Annotated in this window: 20 protein-coding genes; 10 read left to right on the forward strand and 10 right to left on the reverse strand. The window is 47.7% G+C overall.

What is annotated here, in order from left to right:
- The first annotated feature begins 2 nt into the window (after positions 1-2).
- Together B9Y58_RS07225 and B9Y58_RS07230 are read left to right on the forward strand one after the other, a co-directional pair.
- On the forward strand, positions 3-962 hold the full coding sequence (locus B9Y58_RS07225; protein ID WP_073054906.1) for a glycosyltransferase family 2 protein: 960 nt from the start codon (positions 3-5) through the stop codon (positions 960-962).
- Positions 959-1,711 (forward strand): glycosyltransferase family 32 protein, encoded by a 753-nt coding sequence (locus tag B9Y58_RS07230; RefSeq protein WP_073054904.1) that lies wholly within the window; start codon positions 959-961, stop codon positions 1,709-1,711. The genes B9Y58_RS07225 and B9Y58_RS07230 overlap by 4 nt, the downstream gene beginning before the upstream one ends.
- Here the strand turns inward: B9Y58_RS07230 and B9Y58_RS07235 are convergent.
- Genes B9Y58_RS07235 through B9Y58_RS07245 form a run of 3 tightly spaced genes read right to left on the reverse strand, consistent with a single transcriptional unit; the run spans position 1,701 to position 5,047 of the window.
- The gene (locus tag B9Y58_RS07235; protein WP_233247883.1) at positions 1,701-2,666 is read right to left on the reverse strand and encodes a glycosyltransferase family 2 protein; all 966 of its coding nucleotides are present in this window, start codon (positions 2,664-2,666) and stop codon (positions 1,701-1,703) included. The two genes, B9Y58_RS07230 and B9Y58_RS07235, sit on opposite strands and share 11 nt — an antisense overlap.
- Entirely contained in the window at positions 2,651-3,919 is a 1,269-nt protein-coding gene (locus B9Y58_RS07240; RefSeq protein ID WP_234989103.1) for an O-antigen translocase, read from the reverse strand. The genes B9Y58_RS07235 and B9Y58_RS07240 overlap by 16 nt, the downstream gene beginning before the upstream one ends.
- Positions 3,920-3,925: 6 nt before the next feature.
- Complete coding sequence (locus B9Y58_RS07245) at positions 3,926-5,047, reverse strand: DegT/DnrJ/EryC1/StrS family aminotransferase (protein WP_085534874.1); 1,122 nt, start codon at positions 5,045-5,047, stop codon at positions 3,926-3,928.
- An 86-nt stretch (positions 5,048-5,133) separates the two neighbouring features.
- Here B9Y58_RS07245 and B9Y58_RS07250 point away from each other — a divergent pair, with 86 nt between their 5' ends.
- Complete coding sequence (locus tag B9Y58_RS07250; RefSeq protein ID WP_085534875.1) at positions 5,134-6,096, forward strand: GNAT family N-acetyltransferase; 963 nt, start codon at positions 5,134-5,136, stop codon at positions 6,094-6,096.
- A 7-nt stretch (positions 6,097-6,103) separates the two neighbouring features.
- Here the strand turns inward: B9Y58_RS07250 and B9Y58_RS07255 are convergent, their stop codons facing one another.
- Positions 6,104-6,529 (reverse strand): sugar 3,4-ketoisomerase, encoded by a 426-nt coding sequence (locus B9Y58_RS07255; protein ID WP_085534876.1) that lies wholly within the window; start codon positions 6,527-6,529, stop codon positions 6,104-6,106.
- Positions 6,530-6,701: 172 nt separating this feature from the next.
- On the opposite strand from B9Y58_RS07255, the gene rpsD reads away from it, so the two are divergent.
- The 4 genes from rpsD to B9Y58_RS07275 all read left to right on the forward strand — a co-directional run bounded on the left by rpsD (position 6,702) and on the right by B9Y58_RS07275 (position 9,987).
- Positions 6,702-7,307, forward strand: a complete 606-nt coding sequence (gene rpsD, locus B9Y58_RS07260; protein ID WP_085534877.1) for a 30S ribosomal protein S4 — start codon at positions 6,702-6,704, stop codon at positions 7,305-7,307.
- 114 nt (positions 7,308-7,421) lie between these two features.
- The gene (locus B9Y58_RS07265; RefSeq protein ID WP_159450067.1) at positions 7,422-9,080 is read left to right on the forward strand and encodes a two-component system response regulator; all 1,659 of its coding nucleotides are present in this window, start codon (positions 7,422-7,424) and stop codon (positions 9,078-9,080) included.
- Positions 9,081-9,106: 26 nt separating this feature from the next.
- Positions 9,107-9,301 (forward strand): hypothetical protein, encoded by a 195-nt coding sequence (locus B9Y58_RS07270; RefSeq protein ID WP_139261054.1) that lies wholly within the window; start codon positions 9,107-9,109, stop codon positions 9,299-9,301.
- Complete coding sequence (locus B9Y58_RS07275) at positions 9,301-9,987, forward strand: MauE/DoxX family redox-associated membrane protein (RefSeq protein WP_085534879.1); 687 nt, start codon at positions 9,301-9,303, stop codon at positions 9,985-9,987. Before B9Y58_RS07270 ends, B9Y58_RS07275 begins: the two co-directional genes overlap by 1 nt.
- On the opposite strand, the gene B9Y58_RS07280 is transcribed toward B9Y58_RS07275, so the two are convergent.
- The 6 genes from B9Y58_RS07280 to B9Y58_RS07305 form a co-directional block, all read right to left on the reverse strand.
- Positions 9,965-11,107, reverse strand: a complete 1,143-nt coding sequence (locus B9Y58_RS07280) for a glycosyltransferase (RefSeq protein WP_085534880.1) — start codon at positions 11,105-11,107, stop codon at positions 9,965-9,967. The two genes, B9Y58_RS07275 and B9Y58_RS07280, sit on opposite strands and share 23 nt — an antisense overlap.
- Before the next feature lie 301 nt (positions 11,108-11,408).
- Positions 11,409-11,786: a hypothetical protein gene (locus B9Y58_RS07285; protein WP_144066151.1), complete on the reverse strand. Its 378-nt coding sequence runs from the start codon at positions 11,784-11,786 to the stop codon at positions 11,409-11,411.
- Between the two features lie 189 nt (positions 11,787-11,975).
- A complete protein-coding gene (locus B9Y58_RS07290) occupies positions 11,976-12,440 on the reverse strand; it encodes an RHS repeat-associated core domain-containing protein (RefSeq protein WP_083532228.1) in 465 nt (154 codons plus the stop codon).
- Between the two features lie 45 nt (positions 12,441-12,485).
- Complete coding sequence (locus tag B9Y58_RS07295; RefSeq protein WP_073054887.1) at positions 12,486-13,928, reverse strand: ATP-binding protein; 1,443 nt, start codon at positions 13,926-13,928, stop codon at positions 12,486-12,488.
- Between the two features lie 103 nt (positions 13,929-14,031).
- On the reverse strand, positions 14,032-14,259 hold the full coding sequence (locus B9Y58_RS07300) for a hypothetical protein (RefSeq protein WP_073054885.1): 228 nt from the start codon (positions 14,257-14,259) through the stop codon (positions 14,032-14,034).
- 162 nt (positions 14,260-14,421) lie between these two features.
- The gene (locus B9Y58_RS07305; RefSeq protein ID WP_073054883.1) at positions 14,422-15,318 is read right to left on the reverse strand and encodes a hypothetical protein; all 897 of its coding nucleotides are present in this window, start codon (positions 15,316-15,318) and stop codon (positions 14,422-14,424) included.
- Between the two features lie 423 nt (positions 15,319-15,741).
- Here B9Y58_RS07305 and B9Y58_RS07310 point away from each other — a divergent pair, with 423 nt between their 5' ends.
- The 3 genes from B9Y58_RS07310 to B9Y58_RS07320 are packed head-to-tail and all read left to right on the forward strand — an operon-like array spanning position 15,742 to position 18,763.
- Entirely contained in the window at positions 15,742-16,683 is a 942-nt protein-coding gene (locus B9Y58_RS07310) for a glycosyltransferase (protein WP_085534882.1), read from the forward strand.
- The gene (locus B9Y58_RS07315) at positions 16,683-17,801 is read left to right on the forward strand and encodes a glycosyltransferase family 4 protein (RefSeq protein WP_085534883.1); all 1,119 of its coding nucleotides are present in this window, start codon (positions 16,683-16,685) and stop codon (positions 17,799-17,801) included. The genes B9Y58_RS07310 and B9Y58_RS07315 overlap by 1 nt, the downstream gene beginning before the upstream one ends.
- The gene (locus B9Y58_RS07320; protein WP_073054878.1) at positions 17,798-18,763 is read left to right on the forward strand and encodes a glycosyltransferase family 2 protein; all 966 of its coding nucleotides are present in this window, start codon (positions 17,798-17,800) and stop codon (positions 18,761-18,763) included. The genes B9Y58_RS07315 and B9Y58_RS07320 overlap by 4 nt, the downstream gene beginning before the upstream one ends.
- The last annotated feature ends 4 nt before the right edge of the window (positions 18,764-18,767 follow it).

Below are 18,767 nucleotides of genomic sequence, written 5' to 3' on the forward strand. Positions count from 1 at the left end.
TAGTGCCAGAAGTCAGCGTCATCATACCAGTCTATAACACAGAACTGTTCCTTGAGGATTGCTTGAACAGTGTGTTAGCGCAGACATTCTCTGATTTCGAAATCATCGCCGTCGATGACGGTTCTACAGACAACAGCGCTGCCATCGTAGAACAATTTGCAGCCAAAGACAACCGTATCGTCATCATCCATCAAGAAAACAAGGGACTTTCCGAAGCGCGTAACACGGGGATTAAAGCCGCCTGCGGAAACTGGATAACCTTCGTCGATAGCGACGACATGCTGGCCCCCCGTTTTCTACAAAAACTTCTGGACGCCGCAAAGCAGAATAACGCAAGTATCGCCTGCAGCGACAAGCAACTTTTCTGGAAGGACTCTGAAATTGCCAACGGAGAAACGGCAACGACACAAGCGATTGCACTTTCCCCTGAAAAAGCTTTGGAACGAGCTCTCTACCAAAAAGAAGGCCCCGATTATTCTGCCTGGAGCAAACTCTACGACGCCCAAATCTGGCAAAGCCGCAGGTTCACTCCAGGAATCTATTTCGAAGACATGGACTGCATTCCGCAAGTGCTTTTGGAGGCAAAAAAAGTCGCATTCGTTCCCGAGCCGCTTTACCTGAACCGCCGACACAACACGAGCATTCTTGCAACCGCCTACAACTACAAGAAAGCGGAACTGTTGGACATCGCCGAAAAAATCTGCACTCTTGTAGAAGGTAAAAGCCCAGAACTCCAGCGGGCAGCCCACAGCAATCTTTTTAGCGCAAGTTGTAGCATCCTGATGCGCACCCCCGACACCGATGAATTCAAGGATTTCAGGACTCGGGCCTGGATGCACATCAAGGAATACCGCCAAGAGACACTGTTTAACACCAGCAGTCGCACACGCAACAAGGCAGCCGCCCTGATTTCTTTTGGCGGGAAAGCTGTTTTCGAGTTTGCGCTCCGGAGGTTCGGATGATTCCTAAAAAACTTCACTATTGTTGGTTTTCTGGCGAACCCTTCCCCGAAAGCATCCAGCGCTGCATTGACAGTTGGCACAAGTTCTTGCCCGACTTTGAATGGGTCAAGTGGGACGCCGAAAAAGCTCTTTCGACAAATCTGCTTTGGGTCAAAGAAGCTCTCGCTGAAAAACGTTGGGCCTTTGCCGCCGACGCCGTAAGGGTTTACGCGCTGTACACAGAAGGCGGAATTTATCTTGACACCGACGTGGAAGTCTTGAAACCATTCGACGAACTTCTCGAGAAGCCTTACTTTTTCGGATACGAAAACGGCTCTCAGCGAATTGAAGCAGCGACGATGGGATGCGAAGCAGGCTTTGTACCCCTGCAAACACTTCTCGATTATTACAAGGAACAGAATTTCAGCTACGACGAAGATGAAGTCGACCAGATGGTGCTTCCGAACATTCTTCAGGAAACGTTCAAGAAGTTCGATCTGACCATCATGAGCGAAGATGTTTTTTCGCCAAAGAGTTTTATCGACGGGATAATCCGTACCACCGTAGCGACCTACAGCATTCACCATTTCAGTAGCGCCTGGCGACCGGATTCTGTCCGCAAGGGAATTGAGCGCAGGCAGGCGCTGTTCGCCAAGTACCCCCGTCCCATTGCCAAGGCACTGTCTGTGCCGTTATCATTATGGACAAACCTGCAGACCCTTGGCTTTGCAGGATGCATCAACAAAATCATCCGGAAATTTACTGCTTAAGCAAGAAACGCGGAATAAAAAGTTTTGGGAGGCGTTTAAGGAACGGAAGCGAAAGCGACCAGAGCTCCGGCAGCTTGCGAAGCGCTTCTTTCTTGTCTGAATAGCACAATGCCGAAAACCAGTGCGATTTCCAAATCTTGACCACCTTCGGATAAAGAGGGTGGTCTTTGTAGCGTTCAAGCACCTTCAAGAATGTGCCATACATCAATGCACGATTCGATGACATGTTGTTGCCGTGAACACGATAGTAGCAGCACAACGCCGGCAGTACCGGTAAAGAGCCATACTTATGCAGAAACTTGAGCCACTGCGGGAAATCTTCGAAGGGATACTCGGAATCGTAGCCGCCCATTTCGCGGAAAACATCCAAGCGAATCATTTCGGTGCAGCCGTGAATTTCTCGCTGTCCGAGGAAGAACTGTTCAAAGGTCACTCGAGGAATAGAGCGCGTGTAGCGGGGATCGGGGTCACTTCCGTGATGACCTTCGGCATCCATCACAATAATCTGCCCAAAACACATCGGGTCTTCGGGGTGCGATTCCAGATATTTTGCCTGGGCTTCTAGCCTGCCTTTAGGCATGATGTCATCGGAGGCAAAGGAGCAGAAATATTTTCCGCGAGCCATCGACAACAATTCATGCATCGTAGGCATCAAGCCCTTATTTTCGCGATGTACATAGGTAAAGCCGAGTTCCGCCTGCAGCTTTTCCAAGATTTGCGGAGAAGAATCCTTGCTGCCGTCATCAACGACAATCAACTCGAAGGCAACGCCCCTCTGCGCCATTATAGACCTAACAGCCGCCTCCACAAAGTTCTCGTGATTGTAGCTAGCCATCAACACCGACACAAGCGGAGGAAGTTCACGTTGCTCGGTTTCTACGCCTTGAGCAAAAGCCTTCACGTAAACATTTTCCGTCATTTTTTCGGCAAACATATTCGTTATGGAGTATTCCACTTGAGCCTCCGCACAACGATGTAAAGAGCAACTATATACACGAAATTCTCAAAAGCGTACGCCATCATAGGACCATTAAATCCAAACATGCGAATTCCCACGTAAGTACCGACAGCAAGCAGCAGTTCTGACGCTATTTCTACCACCAGGAATTTTTTGGTTTCGGCCCGGGCAATCAGCACCAAGGCAAGCGCAAAGCCTCCCGACCGAAAGAAATCGCCCACCAACTGGATCGGCAAATAATCGACAGCTCCCATGTACGCCTGCGAAAAAAGCACCTGCACTAATATGCTTCGGCCAAAGTACAGGGCTGAAACCATCGCCAATGAAATTCCCATAATGCGAAGTAACAACGGATGGAACATTGCGAAAAAATCTTGACGAGTCATCTGAGGCGAAACTCGCGGCAGAAGAATCACTGTCAAAATGGCGGACATGGCCATAAAGAGAAAATCAGAGACCTTCCACACACTCTGCCAGATACCTGCAGCATCACCGCCAAAACGCATGCCCACTATCGTTCGAATAAAGGTAAGTACCACAGGCGCTAGCACCATCGGGATAAGGCCCATCAGTGCATAGGACAACCATGGGCCCCTTGTATCAAGAGCCGTCTTCCAAATATGCTTAACGCTAAAGCCGGCACGACTGGCCACCTGAATAGCAAATATGGCCGCCACCACCGACTGGGTCGCAATAATAGAAAGAACCGAAAGGCGCCCCGTATAAAGGAAGAAAGCGACCCACAACACTTGCCATATCGAAGCCACCATGTTAATAGTCGCCCACTTGCGATTTTCACCAAGGCCATTCATGACGGCCGCCGTTATGGTGATGATATTTGTCGCAAGAATTCCGGGCAAAGCAAACAGGATGGCTGCCTGGGCAAGACGCACAGGGACTCCGGGCAATAACACCTCAAGCGGCGCCATAAAGCAGAATAGGAGAGCCACCACAAAAGTGAACAAGCTCGCAAAAGTTGTAAGGCGTAGCCCACCACGCCAAATGCCAAGAAGCTTTTCGCGCTTGTCCTTATTCTGGGCTGTCAAGGCAGTCCAACCATTCTGCAAAGCCAACGAAGACGTGGCCTGGCCAATATTCATTAAATTCAGGAACTGCCCCACACACGCAAAGGCGGCAGGCGGCAGAAAAACAGCCAACAACTTATTTATGGCAAAGGCGCGAAGCGCATTGAACAACGTGACCGCACCGGAGCCGGCAAAAAGTTTCGCAAATTTCAAATCTGAGGGCATCGTAAATCAAGCAAAAGCGTTAATGGATTCGACAACATACGCGACCTGCTCATCGGTCATACCAGGGCCCATCGGGATGCTGAGTTCCGTACGGGCCAGTTCTTCGGCAATCGGAAGCGGGCCGTAGCGAAGTTCACCGCGAGAAAGAGCCCCGTCAAAGGCTTCTTGCAGGTGTGGCGGAATCGGGTAATGAATCAAGGTTTCTATTCCGCGTTCCTTAAGGAACTTATGCAAATCGTCGCGACGCTCGCAGAATACCGGGAACACATGCCACACATGGGATTTCGGATTCGCGGGAACAGGCGTTACACGCACCAGCGGGTTCTTGATTTCGGAGCAATACCGAGCCGCAATTTCTTGACGGCGTCTGTTCCAAGAATCCAAATGCGGAAGTTTTGCAAGCAGTACAGCCGCCTGGACTTCGTCAAGACGTGAATTTACACCCACATATTTATTCACATATTTTTCGTAAGAGCCGTAATTGCCAAGAGACCTTACCACTTGAGCAAGTTCCTGATTGTCGGTCACCACCGCTCCCCCGTCGCCCATGGCGCCAAGATTTTTAGTGGGGTAAAAACTGTAGGCCGCTGCATTAGACGAGAGTTTATTCTCATCTAAAACAGCGCCGTGTGCTTGAGCAGCATCTTCGAACACCAGCAGGTTATGCGCCTTTGCAAATTCACAAATCGCGGGCATATCCGCCAGGCGACCGTACAAGTGCACCACCAAAACGGCACGGGTCCTTGCAGAGCAAGCATCAGTTAACCGAGACGCATCCAACACGCAGGTTTCAGGATTCGGTTCCACAAGCACCGGAACAAGGCCAGCGGCTCGCACCGCCAAAACCGTAGCCACAAAAGTGTTGGCAGGAACAATCACCTCATCGCCTTCTGCCATTCGTCCAAGGAGAATAGATGCTTTCAACATTAAGGTCAGCGCATCTAAGCCGTTTCCTACTCCGACGCAAGCTTTTTTGCCACAATAGGCCGCAAAGGATTCTTCGAACGCAGCGCAACGCGAACCGCGAATAAACCACTTTGAATCAAGAACATCAGAAAAAGATTCGCGCAGGGCATCACCTAAAGCGCGATTCACATAATCCAGCGAATAAAACGGGACATTCATCATTATTCATGAAAATAGCAAATTAGTAGGAAGTAGAATGTAGAAAGTAGACAGTGATTAGTGGTTAGGAATTTACTATTTTAGGAAATATGTACGAAATTTTGCCCTACAGCCCCGAACTAGACAAGCGACTGGATCACTTTGTGGAATGCGAATCTGTCAACGGGACGTTCTTGCAAACCAGACGGTTCTTGAACTACCACCCCGCAGGGCGCTTTACCGACGCCAGTTTCGCGCTTGAAAAAAGCGGGATTCTTGCGGCCTATTTCCCGGGCGTGGTAAAGGAACAAACCTTTATTTCCCATGCGGGGACCACTTTTGGCGGCCCTATTGTCGCAAAGCAGTTCTACAGCGGTTCAAGGCTCCTTGAAATTTTGAAGGAAGCAGACCAGTACCTTACCGGCCGATTCAAAAACATTCGATTCAAGATTACTCCTGCCATTTTCGCCGAAGAAAGTCCAGACCTTCTGGAATATATGCTGGAACACTTGGGATACACGCGCCACACGGAACTGAGTTCGTATTGTACGTTGCAATCCGACGTAGACCCGCTCGAAAACTGCGACAAGGATTGTCGCCGCATTTTCAAGAAATCCGAAATTGAAGGCATCCGATTCGGAAACTTGGAAAAAGCGGAAGACTTTGAGACCTTCTACCGTTTCCTGGAAATTTCGAAATCCAAGCACCACGTGCATCCGGTCCATTCCTTGCAGGAGCTCTACGACCTGAAGGACAACCGTATTCCCGAACACATCCGCTTCCGCGGCATGTGGGACGGAGACACCCTGGTTGCAGTCATGATGCTCTTCTTGTTCGAAAAGACAAAAACCATTCACGCCCAGTACATCGCGCCCAATCCGGATTACACAAAGTTCCAGACCGGTTGCGCCCTATATGTACGCGTGATGCGAGAAGCCGCCCTCGACGGCTACCAGAAAATTTCTTGGGGCATTTCTACCGAAAACGGCGGAGAAGTCTTGAACGAAAGCCTACTCCGATTCAAGGAATCTTTTGGCGCCAAGGCTTGCGTGAACGTTACTTACGAAAAATGACGCGATGTCATTTTTCTGCAGACTCTTTTACAAAAGCATCGTAATCGTAGATGTAGTCCGATTCATCGTAATGTTCGGACGCCAAGACCATGCACACCGCACCCGACGAGAAGTTCTCGATTTCGCGCCAATGCATAGTGGGAATATAGAGTCCGTGATAGGAACGGTTCAAGGAATACTTGGTTCGCTTTTTACCATCATCTAAGATGACGTCGAAACTGCCGCTTGCAGCAATAATCAGCTGGCGGAGATTCCTATGGGCATGTCCGCCACGGGTGGTGCCACCGGGAACGTCGTACAGGTAATACACTCGCTTGATATCGAAAGGCACCAGTTCGCCCCCTTCCACGACGCTCAGGTTACCACGTTGGTCATGGGCAATAGGGATATCGATTAATTGCGGTTCTTTCAGCTGATTTTCGTTCCATTCCATGCCCCTAATATAATAAAGTGACGACCTACGGGGGTGGTTCAGGGTGTTTTTGGGGAGATTCCGTTGAAAAACGGCCAAATTATTTCTATATATGTCACACCAATGAGTGCATGTCGCGCCAAGCTCTGCCAACATGCATGTTAACCAAAGAGCTTCCTTTAACGAGGTAAAAATGTCCTCTTTCCGTGGACCAAAAGGTAAGGTAGCCCGTTCTCTCGGACTCGCCGTCTCTCAGAAGACTCAGAAGGCTCTCGATCGCCGTAACTTTGCACCCGGCCAGCATGGTCAGACCCGCAAGAAGTCTTCTTCCGTGTACAAGCAGCAGCTCGTTGAAAAGCAGCGTCTGCGTTTCACCTACAACATTTCCGAAGCTCAGTTGGCCAAGGCTTATGACGAAGCCAACCGTCGCGCCGGTTCTGCTGGTGACAACCTGATGATCTTGCTCGAAACCCGTCTGGACGCCCTCGTCTACCGCATGGGCTTTGCTCGCACGATTTTCGCAGCTCGCCAGTATGTCGCTCACGGTCACTTCACCGTGAACGGTGTCCGCAGCTACTCTCCGTCCCGCCAGATCAAGGCCGGTGACGTGATTGCAGTTCGCGAAGGCTCTAAGGAACACGTTCAGATCAAGGAAGCCATTGCTAACGCTCCGGCAACCCCTGAATACGTGACTGTCGACGCCGGCAAGATGGAAGGCTCTCTCGTGAAGCTCCCGCTCCGCGACCAGATCCCCGTCAAGCTCGAAGAACAGCTCGTCGTGGAATACTACTCCAGGTAGTAACCACTCAAACCAAGAGTTTGGGACGCTCGGCATTCGTCGAGCGTCTTTTTTTTATATTCTTTACGAGGAAGTGAGAAAATAATGTCGTCGTACAAGTCTAGACAAAATATAATGGTGATCGAAGACAATCCAGATTGCCAGGAAACTTTTCAAAATGTCCTGGAAGAGTCTTACAACATCACTGTTGTCGGCAACACGCAAGAAGCTTTGCTTTTATTGATGGACGCCCCCACAACCTATTCCCTTATTTTACTGGAACAAGACCTACCCGACGACACCTGTATCGAATTTTTAAAGCAACGAAACGCCCAAAGCTTTTTGCAGAACATTCCCGTCATCGTCATTACAGGAGAAAACGATGAAAGCGGATGTTACAAACTGGGTGCAGACGAATTCATACGCAAGCCTCTGAGTTCCCCCGACATTATTCTGGCCCGCTGCGAACGCACCATAGCTTTATACGAAAGCAAGAACCTGGTGCAACAGACCGAAAGGGACAAGCTCTCGGGACTTTATACCATTGACTATTTCTTTGAATACCTGAAGCAGATACTCCCGCTGGACATGGGTTCTGACCGCGATGCCGTTGTCATTGACATCGAACATTTCCGTTTGATTAACGAAATTTACGGACGCGGTACCGGCGACCTGGTTCTGGCAGAAATCGGGGTCTACCTGCAACAAGTGCTTACAACCTTGAATGCGATTGCCTGCCGCGCCAGCGCAGACGTTTTCTACGTATACTGCATTCACCAAGATGACTACCAAGAGCTTCAGACAGCGCTTCAGACTATTCTTACCCATTATATCAAAGTAAGCAATATCCGAGTCCGTGTGGGCGTATGGCATTACGTAGAACGGGGAATGATTGACCCCGAAACATGGTTTGACCGTGCCAAGAGCGCTTGCGACCGCATTAGCGGAAACTTTACGATTTCTGTATCCACATACAACAGTGGACTACACAGTAAGCATCTTCGCGAAGAACGCTTGATTAGGGACGTTTACGAAGCGATCGAACGCAAGGACTTGAGGGTGTACTACCAGCCCAAGTATGCTATTCAAGGCGACAAGCCGCACCTGCGCAGTGCCGAGGCGCTTATCCGCTGGATTCACCCGACTCTCGGCTTTATCAATCCGGGAGACTTCATTCCTTTGTTCGAATCGAACGGCCTGATTCAGATGGTTGACTACTACGTGTGGAAAGAAGCCGCCGCCCAAATCCGCCGCTGGAAGGACGAATATGACTTTACCGTTCCCGTGTCGGTAAACGTTTCGCGTATTGACATTTACGATCCGGATCTTGAGAACAAATTCTGCAACATTTTGAAAGAGAACAATCTCTCGCCCAGCGAGTACATGATCGAAATTACCGAAAGTGCCTACGCCGAAAACGCACAGGGCTTAATCGAAGTGCTCGACAGCATGCGCAAGAAAGGGTTTAAAATCGAAATGGACGACTTTGGTACCGGTTATTCTTCGCTCGGCATGCTGACCGAAATTCCGATCGACATTCTAAAAATCGACATGTCTTTTGTCCGCAGCATGGAAAAACACGAAAAGAACAAGAGGATGGTGGAACTGATTATCGATATCGCCAAATTCTTGAAGGTTCCTTGCGTTGCCGAAGGTGTCGAAACTGAATCTCAGCTGCGCGCACTCAGAAGAATGGGTTGCGACGTAATTCAGGGCTATTTCTTTTCGAAGCCGGTGGCGCCTGAAGATTTCGCCAAGTTTATTGAAAAAGAAAAAAGCCTGTGGACTAAATAAGACCGAAGATTTTGTATCTTATGGATATGAAATCAATTGCTCTTAAAGTATTCGATTATCTCAAAAGTTATTTAAAATCCCTGAACTGGATTGTCCTTTTGGGGATTGCCGCATTCTGCATTGCGCTTGCCGTAATCAACAACATTCGCGTTGAAGATTCCAAGTCGGTCGACTGGATCGGCAGCCAGGAAATACTTGCCAAGCCGGACGAGGTGCTGTAATGAAGAAGACGATTATCTCTGCAGTACTGCTCGTTGTAGCCTCGATTCTGGTAGCTATCGGTGTTGCCGAAATTTCGTTCCCGGAATCGTTCTTGACTTTTACCGACCAGGATTGGCTGATTGACATTTGGCCGAAGGCATACCGCTACAATATTCATGTGGGCCTTGCCGCCATCATTATCGCCACGGGCATTTGCGTTCCGGCTTACCGCCTGCAAAAGGACTTTGCCATCCGTGCGCTCGAAACCTTGTTCCGTGTGGGCATTGGCGGCATGTTCATTTTCGCAAGCATCTACAAGATTCAGGACCCGCACCAGTTCGCAGTCCTTGTGGCGCAGTACCAGTTCTTCCCCGCTTTGCACTTGGAAAGCGTGAACAACTTCTTTGCGCTGGTTTACCCGCAGTTTGAATTCTGGTTTGGACTTGCCATGATTGTAACGCCGTTCGTACGTGAATCGGCCTTCGCCATTTTCTGGATGTTCGTAAGCTTTATCATTGCTCTCGCTTGGGCCTTGGGCAATGACCTCGGAATCACTTGCGGTTGCTTTGAGCTTGAAGACGGCGACGCCCACGACAAGGCCGAAGCCTGGACAAGCCTGATTCGCGACTTGATTCTGATTTGGCCGACGCTTTGGCTTGCAACCAGAAAGAACCACAGCCTGATTAAGGTGTGGCGCCGGAAATAGAATTAAAAAAATCTGCAACTCGTTTGCTGAAAGACTCCATGGAACAATGTTCCAGGAGTTTTTTTGCATTAGATTCATCGATTACATTTTCGCCGGCGAGCACGCGATCGATCACGCGGGCGTATGCCTCGGCATCCGTCGGCGGATTGATCAGCGGGCAAACTCCGTCAAGGTTTTCCTTGACAGCCGAGGTGGCGGCGCAGAGCGCAGGCGTTCCGCAAGCAATCGCTTCGATAGGCGGAAGGCCGAAGCCTTCTAAAAGCGACGGATACACCATGAGGTCAGCATGGCGGTAAAAGTCGCGCAGTTCATGCGCTTTAAACTCGCTAAAATGATAGACGTTATAAAGTTTCTTTTCGTTCACGATAGCGCGCAGGCGATCCGAGAACTTGCCCACGCGAACAAAGGCCACATGCGGCCTGAGGCTTGCCATTTCAAAGAAAGTCTCGATATTCTTGCGGGGTTCGTCGAGGCTTACGTTCAGGCACATGCCATCAAAATTCTTGATGCCGTACTTGCGCAGAAAAACTTTCTTTTCTTCAAACGTCGGTTTCGTTTCGGGCTTGTTAAACAAGGCGCTATCGATGGGGCAACCGATGACGGCTCCCGGCTTTGACGACATTTCTATGCCAAAATGGTCCGCCGCTTGGCCGCGAGTCCAGTTGGAATTGTACACGAAAAAGTCCGCCTTAACAGTCGGGCGAATGTAGAACAAGTTCAACAACTTGAACTTCGTGCTGTTCGGGTACAAAGTTTCGGCAAAGGTATCATGCACGAACATGACCGTCTTTGCGCGGCCCTTCACCACCGGCACCAAGAAACCGAGTTCCGGCCGAATAAAAAAGACGATTTCGGGCTGGATTTTCTTGACCAGTTTTTTAAGCGGAGAACGGAAACTCAAATATCCCGTATAGAGCGATTTCGCCCACACTTCGTGAGATTCATAGTTAGAATCTTGCGAAGTCGTCGCATTCTTATCGGCTTCACCAAAGAACTTGGGAGTCTTGAGCCAAAGCACATGGGCATCGAATTTTCCCGACACCGCCTTGACCAGATTCAGCGTCAATCGCCCGAAACTGGTACACTCGTTTTTATCGCAAACAAAAAGGATCTTTTGCATCAGTTTAAACCGTTCCGTCTGCGATTTTCCTTTCGCCGATGGGGAATATCTTTAGCACCATGTCGTTAATATAACAAATGAGTCACTTTATTTCAAATTCGCCGATTTCATCATCATCTCCGCATGCAGCTAAAAGAATAGATGCTGCAAGTAAAATTTTTATTTTCATGATTGTTCCTTTGTTATACAAATTCATTTTACCTGATAATTAAAAAAAATAATTGATTTTAGAACGAAATGAAAAGAAGAAACATAAAAAATATTTCGACATGATTCTAATACCCGTATGCATTTGGGGAAATTACATAGGCCAACCCTTGGTTTTTATTTCTTTCGTTTTGTAATCATATTGGTACATTGGGCCCCTATTTGTGTGAATCAAAAAAAACATGTCACAGTTCTTATTGTCTTTTGACTTACAATAATGATGGTAAATTACTGTATCTTGAATTACATCCCGCGTAAAGGAACTATAACTGTATTCTATTCGATCAATCCAATAAGGGCCTGCACCCGTAGAATCTTCAGTTGGCTGGCTATTGCCAACAGTACCTTTAGCCCATTTTCCGTCAAAGACCTCAAGGATTTCCTTATAAATCAGGGTATCTATGCACATCGTTGCAATCTTTTGATTGTTCAGACCTTCCCTGATACAGTAGTTAAAATAATCGTATTCCAAACAAAAGGCTCCCTCTGCTCGGATTTCGTTACAGAAAGCCTCCGTTCTCTTGTATGTGAGGCATGCGTTCGTTCTGCATTCACCTGTGGCACAGCCACAAAGAAAGCACGCGATTATTAAGTATAGCAAGAACTTCATTAATACCCCAAATCTTCATAATATTTTAACATTCTACGATACCCCCCCTTCCTAGCCTTTTCTGTTAATGGTTCTATACTCACCATTTGGATCAACAAAGTTTACCGGATCGCCGCCGTAGCTGTACGGGTTCGCGAACTGACCCGCCGGATTAGGAGACATCCAAAGGCCAAAGAACGGGTCAAAATAGCGGGCACCAAAGTAGTTCAGCTGCGTCTCGTCGTCGAGTTCGTTGCGCAAAGCGCAATCCCCTGCGGCTCGGCAATGAAAATACACAAGTGCATTTTCACTGCACTCGCCTTGCATGGATTTGCCGGTGAAATTCTCGCGCACCTCCGTGCCGATGCCAGTATAGTGAGTCACGTGCCTGCGCTGCCAGCCCGCATCGCCCCGCGCCTTCACCCAGCGGGTCTTGGAAATCCTCCTGCCAGAGCCATCATATGCCATCGCCATTTCGTACAAAGTATCACCGGATATTTCCGTAGGTTGCTGCGTCTGTGTGAACTCGATAGGCATACCTCTCCAATCATAAGAAATTTTCAGGCAGTCAACACGCCAGCATCAGGGCTTCACCGTCACGAATTGCTGTTTCTTGCTCTTGGGCTTGTCCGGTATGGACAACTTCAACAAGCCCCGCTCTACCATCGGGAAAATGTGCCTTGTCATGAGGTAGGCAATGGTGATATCATCCTTGAAGCGTTCTTCCAGTTCGCCGCGTGTCCTTGGCCTTGTGCAAAAATCAAGGATACTCTGCTGGAACGGAGTCAAGGGTTCTTCTTTTTTCGCGATAGTGTTGTACAACGTAACGCGGAACACTCCGTAGGTGCTTTCGAACTTGGGTGGCTGCAGGCCGGCCTCCTCCATGGCACGCTTTATTGTGGGAATACCGCTATAGCGGTTTTCCGTCTGCCCTATGACTTCGAGGGCATTTGCCAGGTATGGGTTTCGCGTATCCGCGCCGAACTCTCCCAGCGTCTCGATGCGGTTCCGTCCATAAAGCCCTCCGGGGTTTTCCACCTCGATCCTGTCAGAAAACATCCTGATAGTGACCGGGCAATTGTCCGTATGGATGCTGTAGTCCCTGTGGACAAGCGCGTTGATGATGATTTCGCGGATGGCGACAACCGGATATTCCGGCCTGTCCACGCGGTTTCCCGTCCGTTCATCAATCGTGGTGCAGGTCTTCATGTTGCGCATGACGAACGCCACGGCCTCGTCACGCATTTGACGAATCGATCCTTCGATACGTTTGTTGTCAATGAACCTGGCTCCGGATTCTCCGACGGTGCCGATTTCCGTCCCCGCGACGGAAACTGCCGTGATGCAGAGCCCGGGGAAGAATCCCTGCGGATAAGCCCCGAACATAAGGAGTCCCGTAACAGTCGGGTGGCCGTTAGCTACGAATCCCTGCAAACTCAGGCAGCGTTCCATGGGGAGCGAGGCGATGGCGGGCTTCTTTTCCCGCAGCTCCAGCATATATTTTTTCAGGGCGTCCGTTCTCAGTTCCTTTTCGCCGGCGCGTTCCACGACCCGCAACTCGTCCTCGATTTTTTTCTTGAACGCCTCGTAGGTATAGACCTCGTATTCGGTCATCTGGCGGTCGCTTTCTCCAACACGAACATAGGAACCACGCAATCTGCCGGCTCCCTTGTAAAAACAGGGCTTTTGAAAATCATCTATTTCGGGGATTTCCGCACTTACGACCGTCTTCCCGTTAAAAACGGTCGTTGTACAGAGGGCTTTAACAGCTGGTTCCATCTGCAAGCACTGTTCCGAAATTTTCTTTATCAAATCGGCCGCGTCATAGACACCGCAGACATCAAAATCATTTTTTTCGTCAATGCCAAAAAGAATAATGCCGCCGTCTTTTTGGTTCGAAAACGAAGATAGCGTATCAAAAAGCTTGGGGCAGCCGCCCTCGGCCTTCTTAATTTCTAGATGGTTGTTCTCGCTCTTTTGCTCGAGAACCTCACTGATTACGAAGTCAAGTTTCTTTTGAAGCATTTTTGATGAATCCTGTTTTCGTCAAATTTAACTAAAAATTCGCTAAAAATTAAAAATATTCGTTAAATTTTATAATTTTTCGCCAAAAATCAGCCAATTTTCGTTAAAAATCAGAAAAATGTTCGCCAGAAGCCAAAAAAAGATTCAGTCCATACTGAACGGCAAGTCCTTGAAGCAAGTCACGAATTTCGGTATTCTTGACATTCAAATTTTTTACGACAACCGAATCGGGAATCGGGAGCGGAGGAAGAGTTGTTTGTTGCGCCCACACTAAGGGACCAATTACAAATACAACTAGAAAAGCAAACCTAAGTTTGTTTATAAATTTCATGTAGACAAATTTAGAAAGAAAAATTTCTGTAAAAAAAACACTTGCAAAAAAATTCTCTTTTTCTCAAAAGAACTTTCGCAAAAAAAATTAATTTATTGTTACAAAGAAAAACATAGCCACTAAGGCAACAAGTAGCCAAGTTTTCTGTTGGATTCCTGTAAACTACGAGACTACAAAGTGATAAACAAGATATCCCAAAGCAAGAAAGAAAAGGATTAAATATTTTGCAGAATCTAGGAATGAGTACAATATTCCCATTCCCTTTTTTACTTTTTTCTGGTAGTTTAGAAGATAGAAGCAAATACAAGCCTCGCCTGCAATCAATGCAAACGCAGGCATTACAGAAATCCCCTCATTTGCAAAAATCATGAAAGCAAACAGCAGAGGAAAAAGAGTCAATATTCCCACCACCCCTTCCATAAATGTAGGAAGAACAGGTTTTACGGACGGTTTAGGTTGTTTCTTGCCTCCAAACATTTCATTTGCAATTTCAAATATAGACGCCAGACCACCTATAACACAAAAAATTCCACCCTTACTTCCCGACACAAACATTATCCCACCACCAATCATAGCTACAATACCAATTATAGCATTCATAGTAATGATAAAGGCATTCCTCTTTTGATTGTTCGGACAATCCTTTAATTTATCAACTATTTTCGAAAGATCCGCAAACGCATCATTTGAAAATCTTACTGGTAATATGCCTGTACTAAAAGAAATCACCCACCCACCATCAGTATAAAACTGAATATTATAAGTGCAATTTCCTGTAAGAGAAACAACCTTTTTCCCATAAAAAAGATAGCATATCAAGAAATCTTCATTTTCCTCAATTTTAAGAGGTTCTGAAAAAAATGGGCTCAGCAAAACCATAAATAAAACAAAGGAACAAAGAAGAAATATGACAACGGACGCATCAAAAGGAAGGTCTGTCATATAGATCAAAATGAATAGACCTAAAACTAAAAGAATAAAAATCAATGGAGAAAATAAAAGCAACTTTCTTTTATTCTGATGGACTTTGCTATCGCCATTTTCAAATGAATTATTCATAACATTACTCAAATTCTTCTTGATTTCAAAAAATTCATTAACTAATAATAACTAAATTCGCTTTAAGTCATCAATCCAATTATTTATATCGTTCATTTTTAAAGGACAAAAATAAACACGATATTTTTTTCGACTACAATGTCAAAAAAAGCAAAACAATACAAATGTTGCGAAACCACCCCGGCTCATGCGAAAAACAAGAATTTGCGGAAGGATTGCATTTTTCATTTAAAGGTGATTCAGCCGAAATTCTAAATGAGAATCTTCCTTTTAAACCATTACAATGCAAACCTATTGATGCGAAACGATATATTATCTATTTCCAAGGTCATCTTGACTCTGCTACGCATTCCTTAGTTGGCTTTAGCACAATTATTGATTAAATACAGCTATTAAAACAGGGATATTTACTATATTCAGGGTATGGCGAAAATCGGCATAGTCCTTGCGACCTACAATGGCGAAAAGTATCTGGCACAGATGCTCGATTCGCTTGTGGTGCAAACTAGGCCTGCCGACTTTATTGTCGCCGTCGATGACGGTTCAAAAGACAATACGCCCGCGATTTTAAAAAGCTATGAGAACCGCTTGCCGCTGCAAGTGACGATTCTCGAAAAGAATTCCGGGCATCGCGCCGCCTTTTCGAAGGCATTGGAACTCGCGCAGCCGCAATTAAGCGACAGCGATTTGATAGCGCTTGCCGACCAAGACGACATTTGGCTCCCGCAAAAGCTGGAATTACTCGAAAAAGAAATCCTGGACAAGGCTCTTGTTTTCGGTGATGCCCAAGTGGTTGATGCCGACGGAAAAATCATGGCCGATTCTTGGCGCAGCTATTCGAAGATTGAAAAGAAAATTTCGATGGAGCAGCAGATTGCAGGCATCAACAATGTAACAGGTTGCCTTTCGCTTTTCCGTGCCGCATTGCTGAAGACGATTCTCCCGATTCCCGAGGGCGTGACTGTTCATGACCGCTGGATTGCGATGATTGCCGACAGGCAAGGCGGAATTGCCGCCATCGACACGCCCGTTGTGCAATACCGTATTCATGGCAACAACGCCGTAGGCGGTGTGGCAGCGCCTTCGATGAGCAAGACGCTTGAAACCCAGATTCAATGGATTCAAACGATTCTTGATAACGCGGGCAAACTCTTGCTCACTAAAAAAGAAATTCGCTTTGCCCAAAAGCTTTTAGGCCTTACCAAGGCTCGGCTTTCACGCGCCGTTTTGCCCCTCCGAGTGCTGTGGATTGCCAAGCACCGCAAAGAACTATTCTTGAAAGATTCCGCCGCTGTTACCCTGAAGCGCATTCTGTTTACCGCTGTCGGCCTGCCGCTTGCACGCAAGATTTGGAAAAAAAGCTAATGCATATCGGAATCGACATCAAGTGTTTGCGTTACAACAATAGCGGCATCGGTCGCTACCTGATTAGCCTGTTAAATGCACTCCAGCAAATCGACAACGAAAACGAATATTTCTTGTTTTCGCCGCACGCAATTGATTACCCGATTACAAACAAGAATTTCAAACTTTGCCCCTATTCCGGAAAATTCGCATTTCAAAAGAAAATTCCGGGCATTCTCTGGCAGCAACTGACGCTCCCGCGCCTGTTCAAGCAATACCAGATCGATGTTTTCTGGGGACCGGAGCAAACGCTGCCCTTGGGCAAATCCGACTGCAAGAAGGTTCTGACGGTTCATGATTTCGTATACAAGCGCTTTCCTGAAACCATGCGCAAATCGGTCCGCTGGATTAACAACCACATTGGCGAGAAATCGATTCTAGAAGCCGACGTTGTCGCAGTCAATTCTGATTTTACTAAAGCCGAGCTTTTGCATTTTCATCCGAGCATCGCGCACGGCAAGATCGCAGTCGTCCCTTGTGGGATCAATTGCGCTGTCACGCCTCTGTGTGCGAACCCACAAAGAAAAGGATTGCTCTTTGTCGGGAGCTTGGAACCGCGAAAAAATTTCGCAAACCTGGTGAAGGCTCTTGAGATTTTGGACAAAAAAGGGATTCAAGTAACGCTCACCATGACGGGCCCCAAGGGGTGGAAAAACAGTTCCGAGAACAGCCTGTTGCAAAATTCGCCGGTAGCAAAGAACATTCAGCATTTAGGGTTCGTGAGCGATAGTGAATTGCAGAACTTATACGCAAGCAGTGCCGCAGTCATCTTCCCTTCTGTGTACGAGGGTTTCGGGCTTCCCGTCTTGGAAGCGCTGAACTACAAGACGCCGGTGTTAACCACCAAGGGCTCCGTGATGGAAGAAATCGCGGGAGATTGCGGAATTTATTTTGACGCCAACAGTCCGGAATCGATTGCACAAACGATTGAAGCCTTTTTAAACGGGCCGCAAGATTTCTTGAGCGACAAAGAAGACAAGCGTAAAGCCATTCTCGAAAAATACCAGTGGAAAAATTCGGCGAAGCAGTTAGTGGAAATTTTTGAACGACTGGGCCGTTCTCGCGGAGGTGCCGCATGAGAACCGCGATAATCCTTGTGACCTTTAACGGTTGGGAAATGACCCGCAACTGCTTAAACGACATGGCTGCGCAACTCGCCGACAGCGAGCATTTTGCAGTCGCGATTGCCGACAACGCCAGTTCCGACGACACTGTCAAAAACATCCGCAAGGAATTTCCGACGGTTCACGTTTACCCGAGCGACAAGAATCTTGGATTCGGAGCCGCCAACAACTTAGCCATCAAGAGATTGCTAAGCGACGGAGAATCGTTCGATTCGATTTGCCTGCTGAACAACGATACGCGATTGAACGCAGACACGCTCCCCCGCTTGCAAAAAGCGTGGGAAAAGGCAGAAGCATTCGCTCGCGAAAGTGGAAATGCCTACGCCGTTATAGCGCCGAGCACCAAGAACAAAGACGGCAGTGATCAGCCGAATTATTTTGCGGGCCTTGGCCCCGAAGGAATCGGAAGTCTAAAGTTCTTCACGAACGCGCTCCGCAACGAAGAAGGCGCCGCCGAAATTTTGCAAGGAAAACCGAGCAAGACGGCACAAGAAAACCTTTTGGAAACGAATTGGCTCAGCGGCGTATGCTGGATGTTCGGGAAAGAACTTTACGAATCCTTAACAACCGAAGGCTCTTTCTTTGACGAAAAAATTTTCATGTATTACGAAGATGCGGACCTCGCTTTGCGCGCCCGCAAAATTGGCGCCCGGTTCTTTATCGCAAATGACATTACTTTAACGCACTTGGGCGGGGGTTCAGCCCAAAGCAACACGAGCCGCGCCTTGCAACACGACCGTGCACAACAATACGTATTCAAAAAGCACTTCGGCATTAAAGGGCTTCTGCTTTCCAAGGGATTCCGTATTTTGCGAAGTTCTGTACGAATTGCGACGGCTATTCCGCGCATCGGTTCTAGCGAAAAAAGAAAGTACCTTGTGCACCACATGGCTTTGCTGAAAGCCGCTTTATGGTAAGGAT

It is taken from the genome of Fibrobacter sp. UWB15 (assembly GCF_900177705.1).
In the GTDB taxonomy this organism is placed as follows: Bacteria; Fibrobacterota; Fibrobacteria; order Fibrobacterales; family Fibrobacteraceae; genus Fibrobacter.

Excerpts from the sequence above, each read along its gene's own strand:
- B9Y58_RS07275 (WP_085534879.1), top strand. The coding sequence starts at position 9,301 with ATGAAGAAGACGATTATCTCTGCAGTACTGCTCGTTGTAGCCTCGATT.
- B9Y58_RS07315 (WP_085534883.1), top strand. The coding sequence starts at position 16,683 with ATGCATATCGGAATCGACATCAAGTGTTTGCGTTACAACAATAGCGGC.
- B9Y58_RS07310 (WP_085534882.1), top strand. The coding sequence starts at position 15,742 with ATGGCGAAAATCGGCATAGTCCTTGCGACCTACAATGGCGAAAAGTAT.
- B9Y58_RS07265 (WP_159450067.1), top strand. The coding sequence starts at position 7,422 with ATGGTGATCGAAGACAATCCAGATTGCCAGGAAACTTTTCAAAATGTC.
- B9Y58_RS07305 (WP_073054883.1), bottom strand. The coding sequence starts at position 15,318 with ATGAATAATTCATTTGAAAATGGCGATAGCAAAGTCCATCAGAATAAA.
- B9Y58_RS07300 (WP_073054885.1), bottom strand. The coding sequence starts at position 14,259 with ATGAAATTTATAAACAAACTTAGGTTTGCTTTTCTAGTTGTATTTGTA.
- B9Y58_RS07245 (WP_085534874.1), bottom strand. The coding sequence starts at position 5,047 with ATGATGAATGTCCCGTTTTATTCGCTGGATTATGTGAATCGCGCTTTA.
- B9Y58_RS07320 (WP_073054878.1), top strand. The coding sequence starts at position 17,798 with ATGAGAACCGCGATAATCCTTGTGACCTTTAACGGTTGGGAAATGACC.
- B9Y58_RS07230 (WP_073054904.1), top strand. The coding sequence starts at position 959 with ATGATTCCTAAAAAACTTCACTATTGTTGGTTTTCTGGCGAACCCTTC.
- B9Y58_RS07280 (WP_085534880.1), bottom strand. The coding sequence starts at position 11,107 with ATGCAAAAGATCCTTTTTGTTTGCGATAAAAACGAGTGTACCAGTTTC.
- rpsD (WP_085534877.1), top strand. The coding sequence starts at position 6,702 with ATGTCCTCTTTCCGTGGACCAAAAGGTAAGGTAGCCCGTTCTCTCGGA.
- B9Y58_RS07255 (WP_085534876.1), bottom strand. The coding sequence starts at position 6,529 with ATGGAATGGAACGAAAATCAGCTGAAAGAACCGCAATTAATCGATATC.
- B9Y58_RS07290 (WP_083532228.1), bottom strand. The coding sequence starts at position 12,440 with ATGCCTATCGAGTTCACACAGACGCAGCAACCTACGGAAATATCCGGT.
- B9Y58_RS07240 (WP_234989103.1), bottom strand. The coding sequence starts at position 3,919 with ATGCCCTCAGATTTGAAATTTGCGAAACTTTTTGCCGGCTCCGGTGCG.
- B9Y58_RS07250 (WP_085534875.1), top strand. The coding sequence starts at position 5,134 with ATGTACGAAATTTTGCCCTACAGCCCCGAACTAGACAAGCGACTGGAT.
- B9Y58_RS07295 (WP_073054887.1), bottom strand. The coding sequence starts at position 13,928 with ATGCTTCAAAAGAAACTTGACTTCGTAATCAGTGAGGTTCTCGAGCAA.
- B9Y58_RS07270 (WP_139261054.1), top strand. The coding sequence starts at position 9,107 with ATGAAATCAATTGCTCTTAAAGTATTCGATTATCTCAAAAGTTATTTA.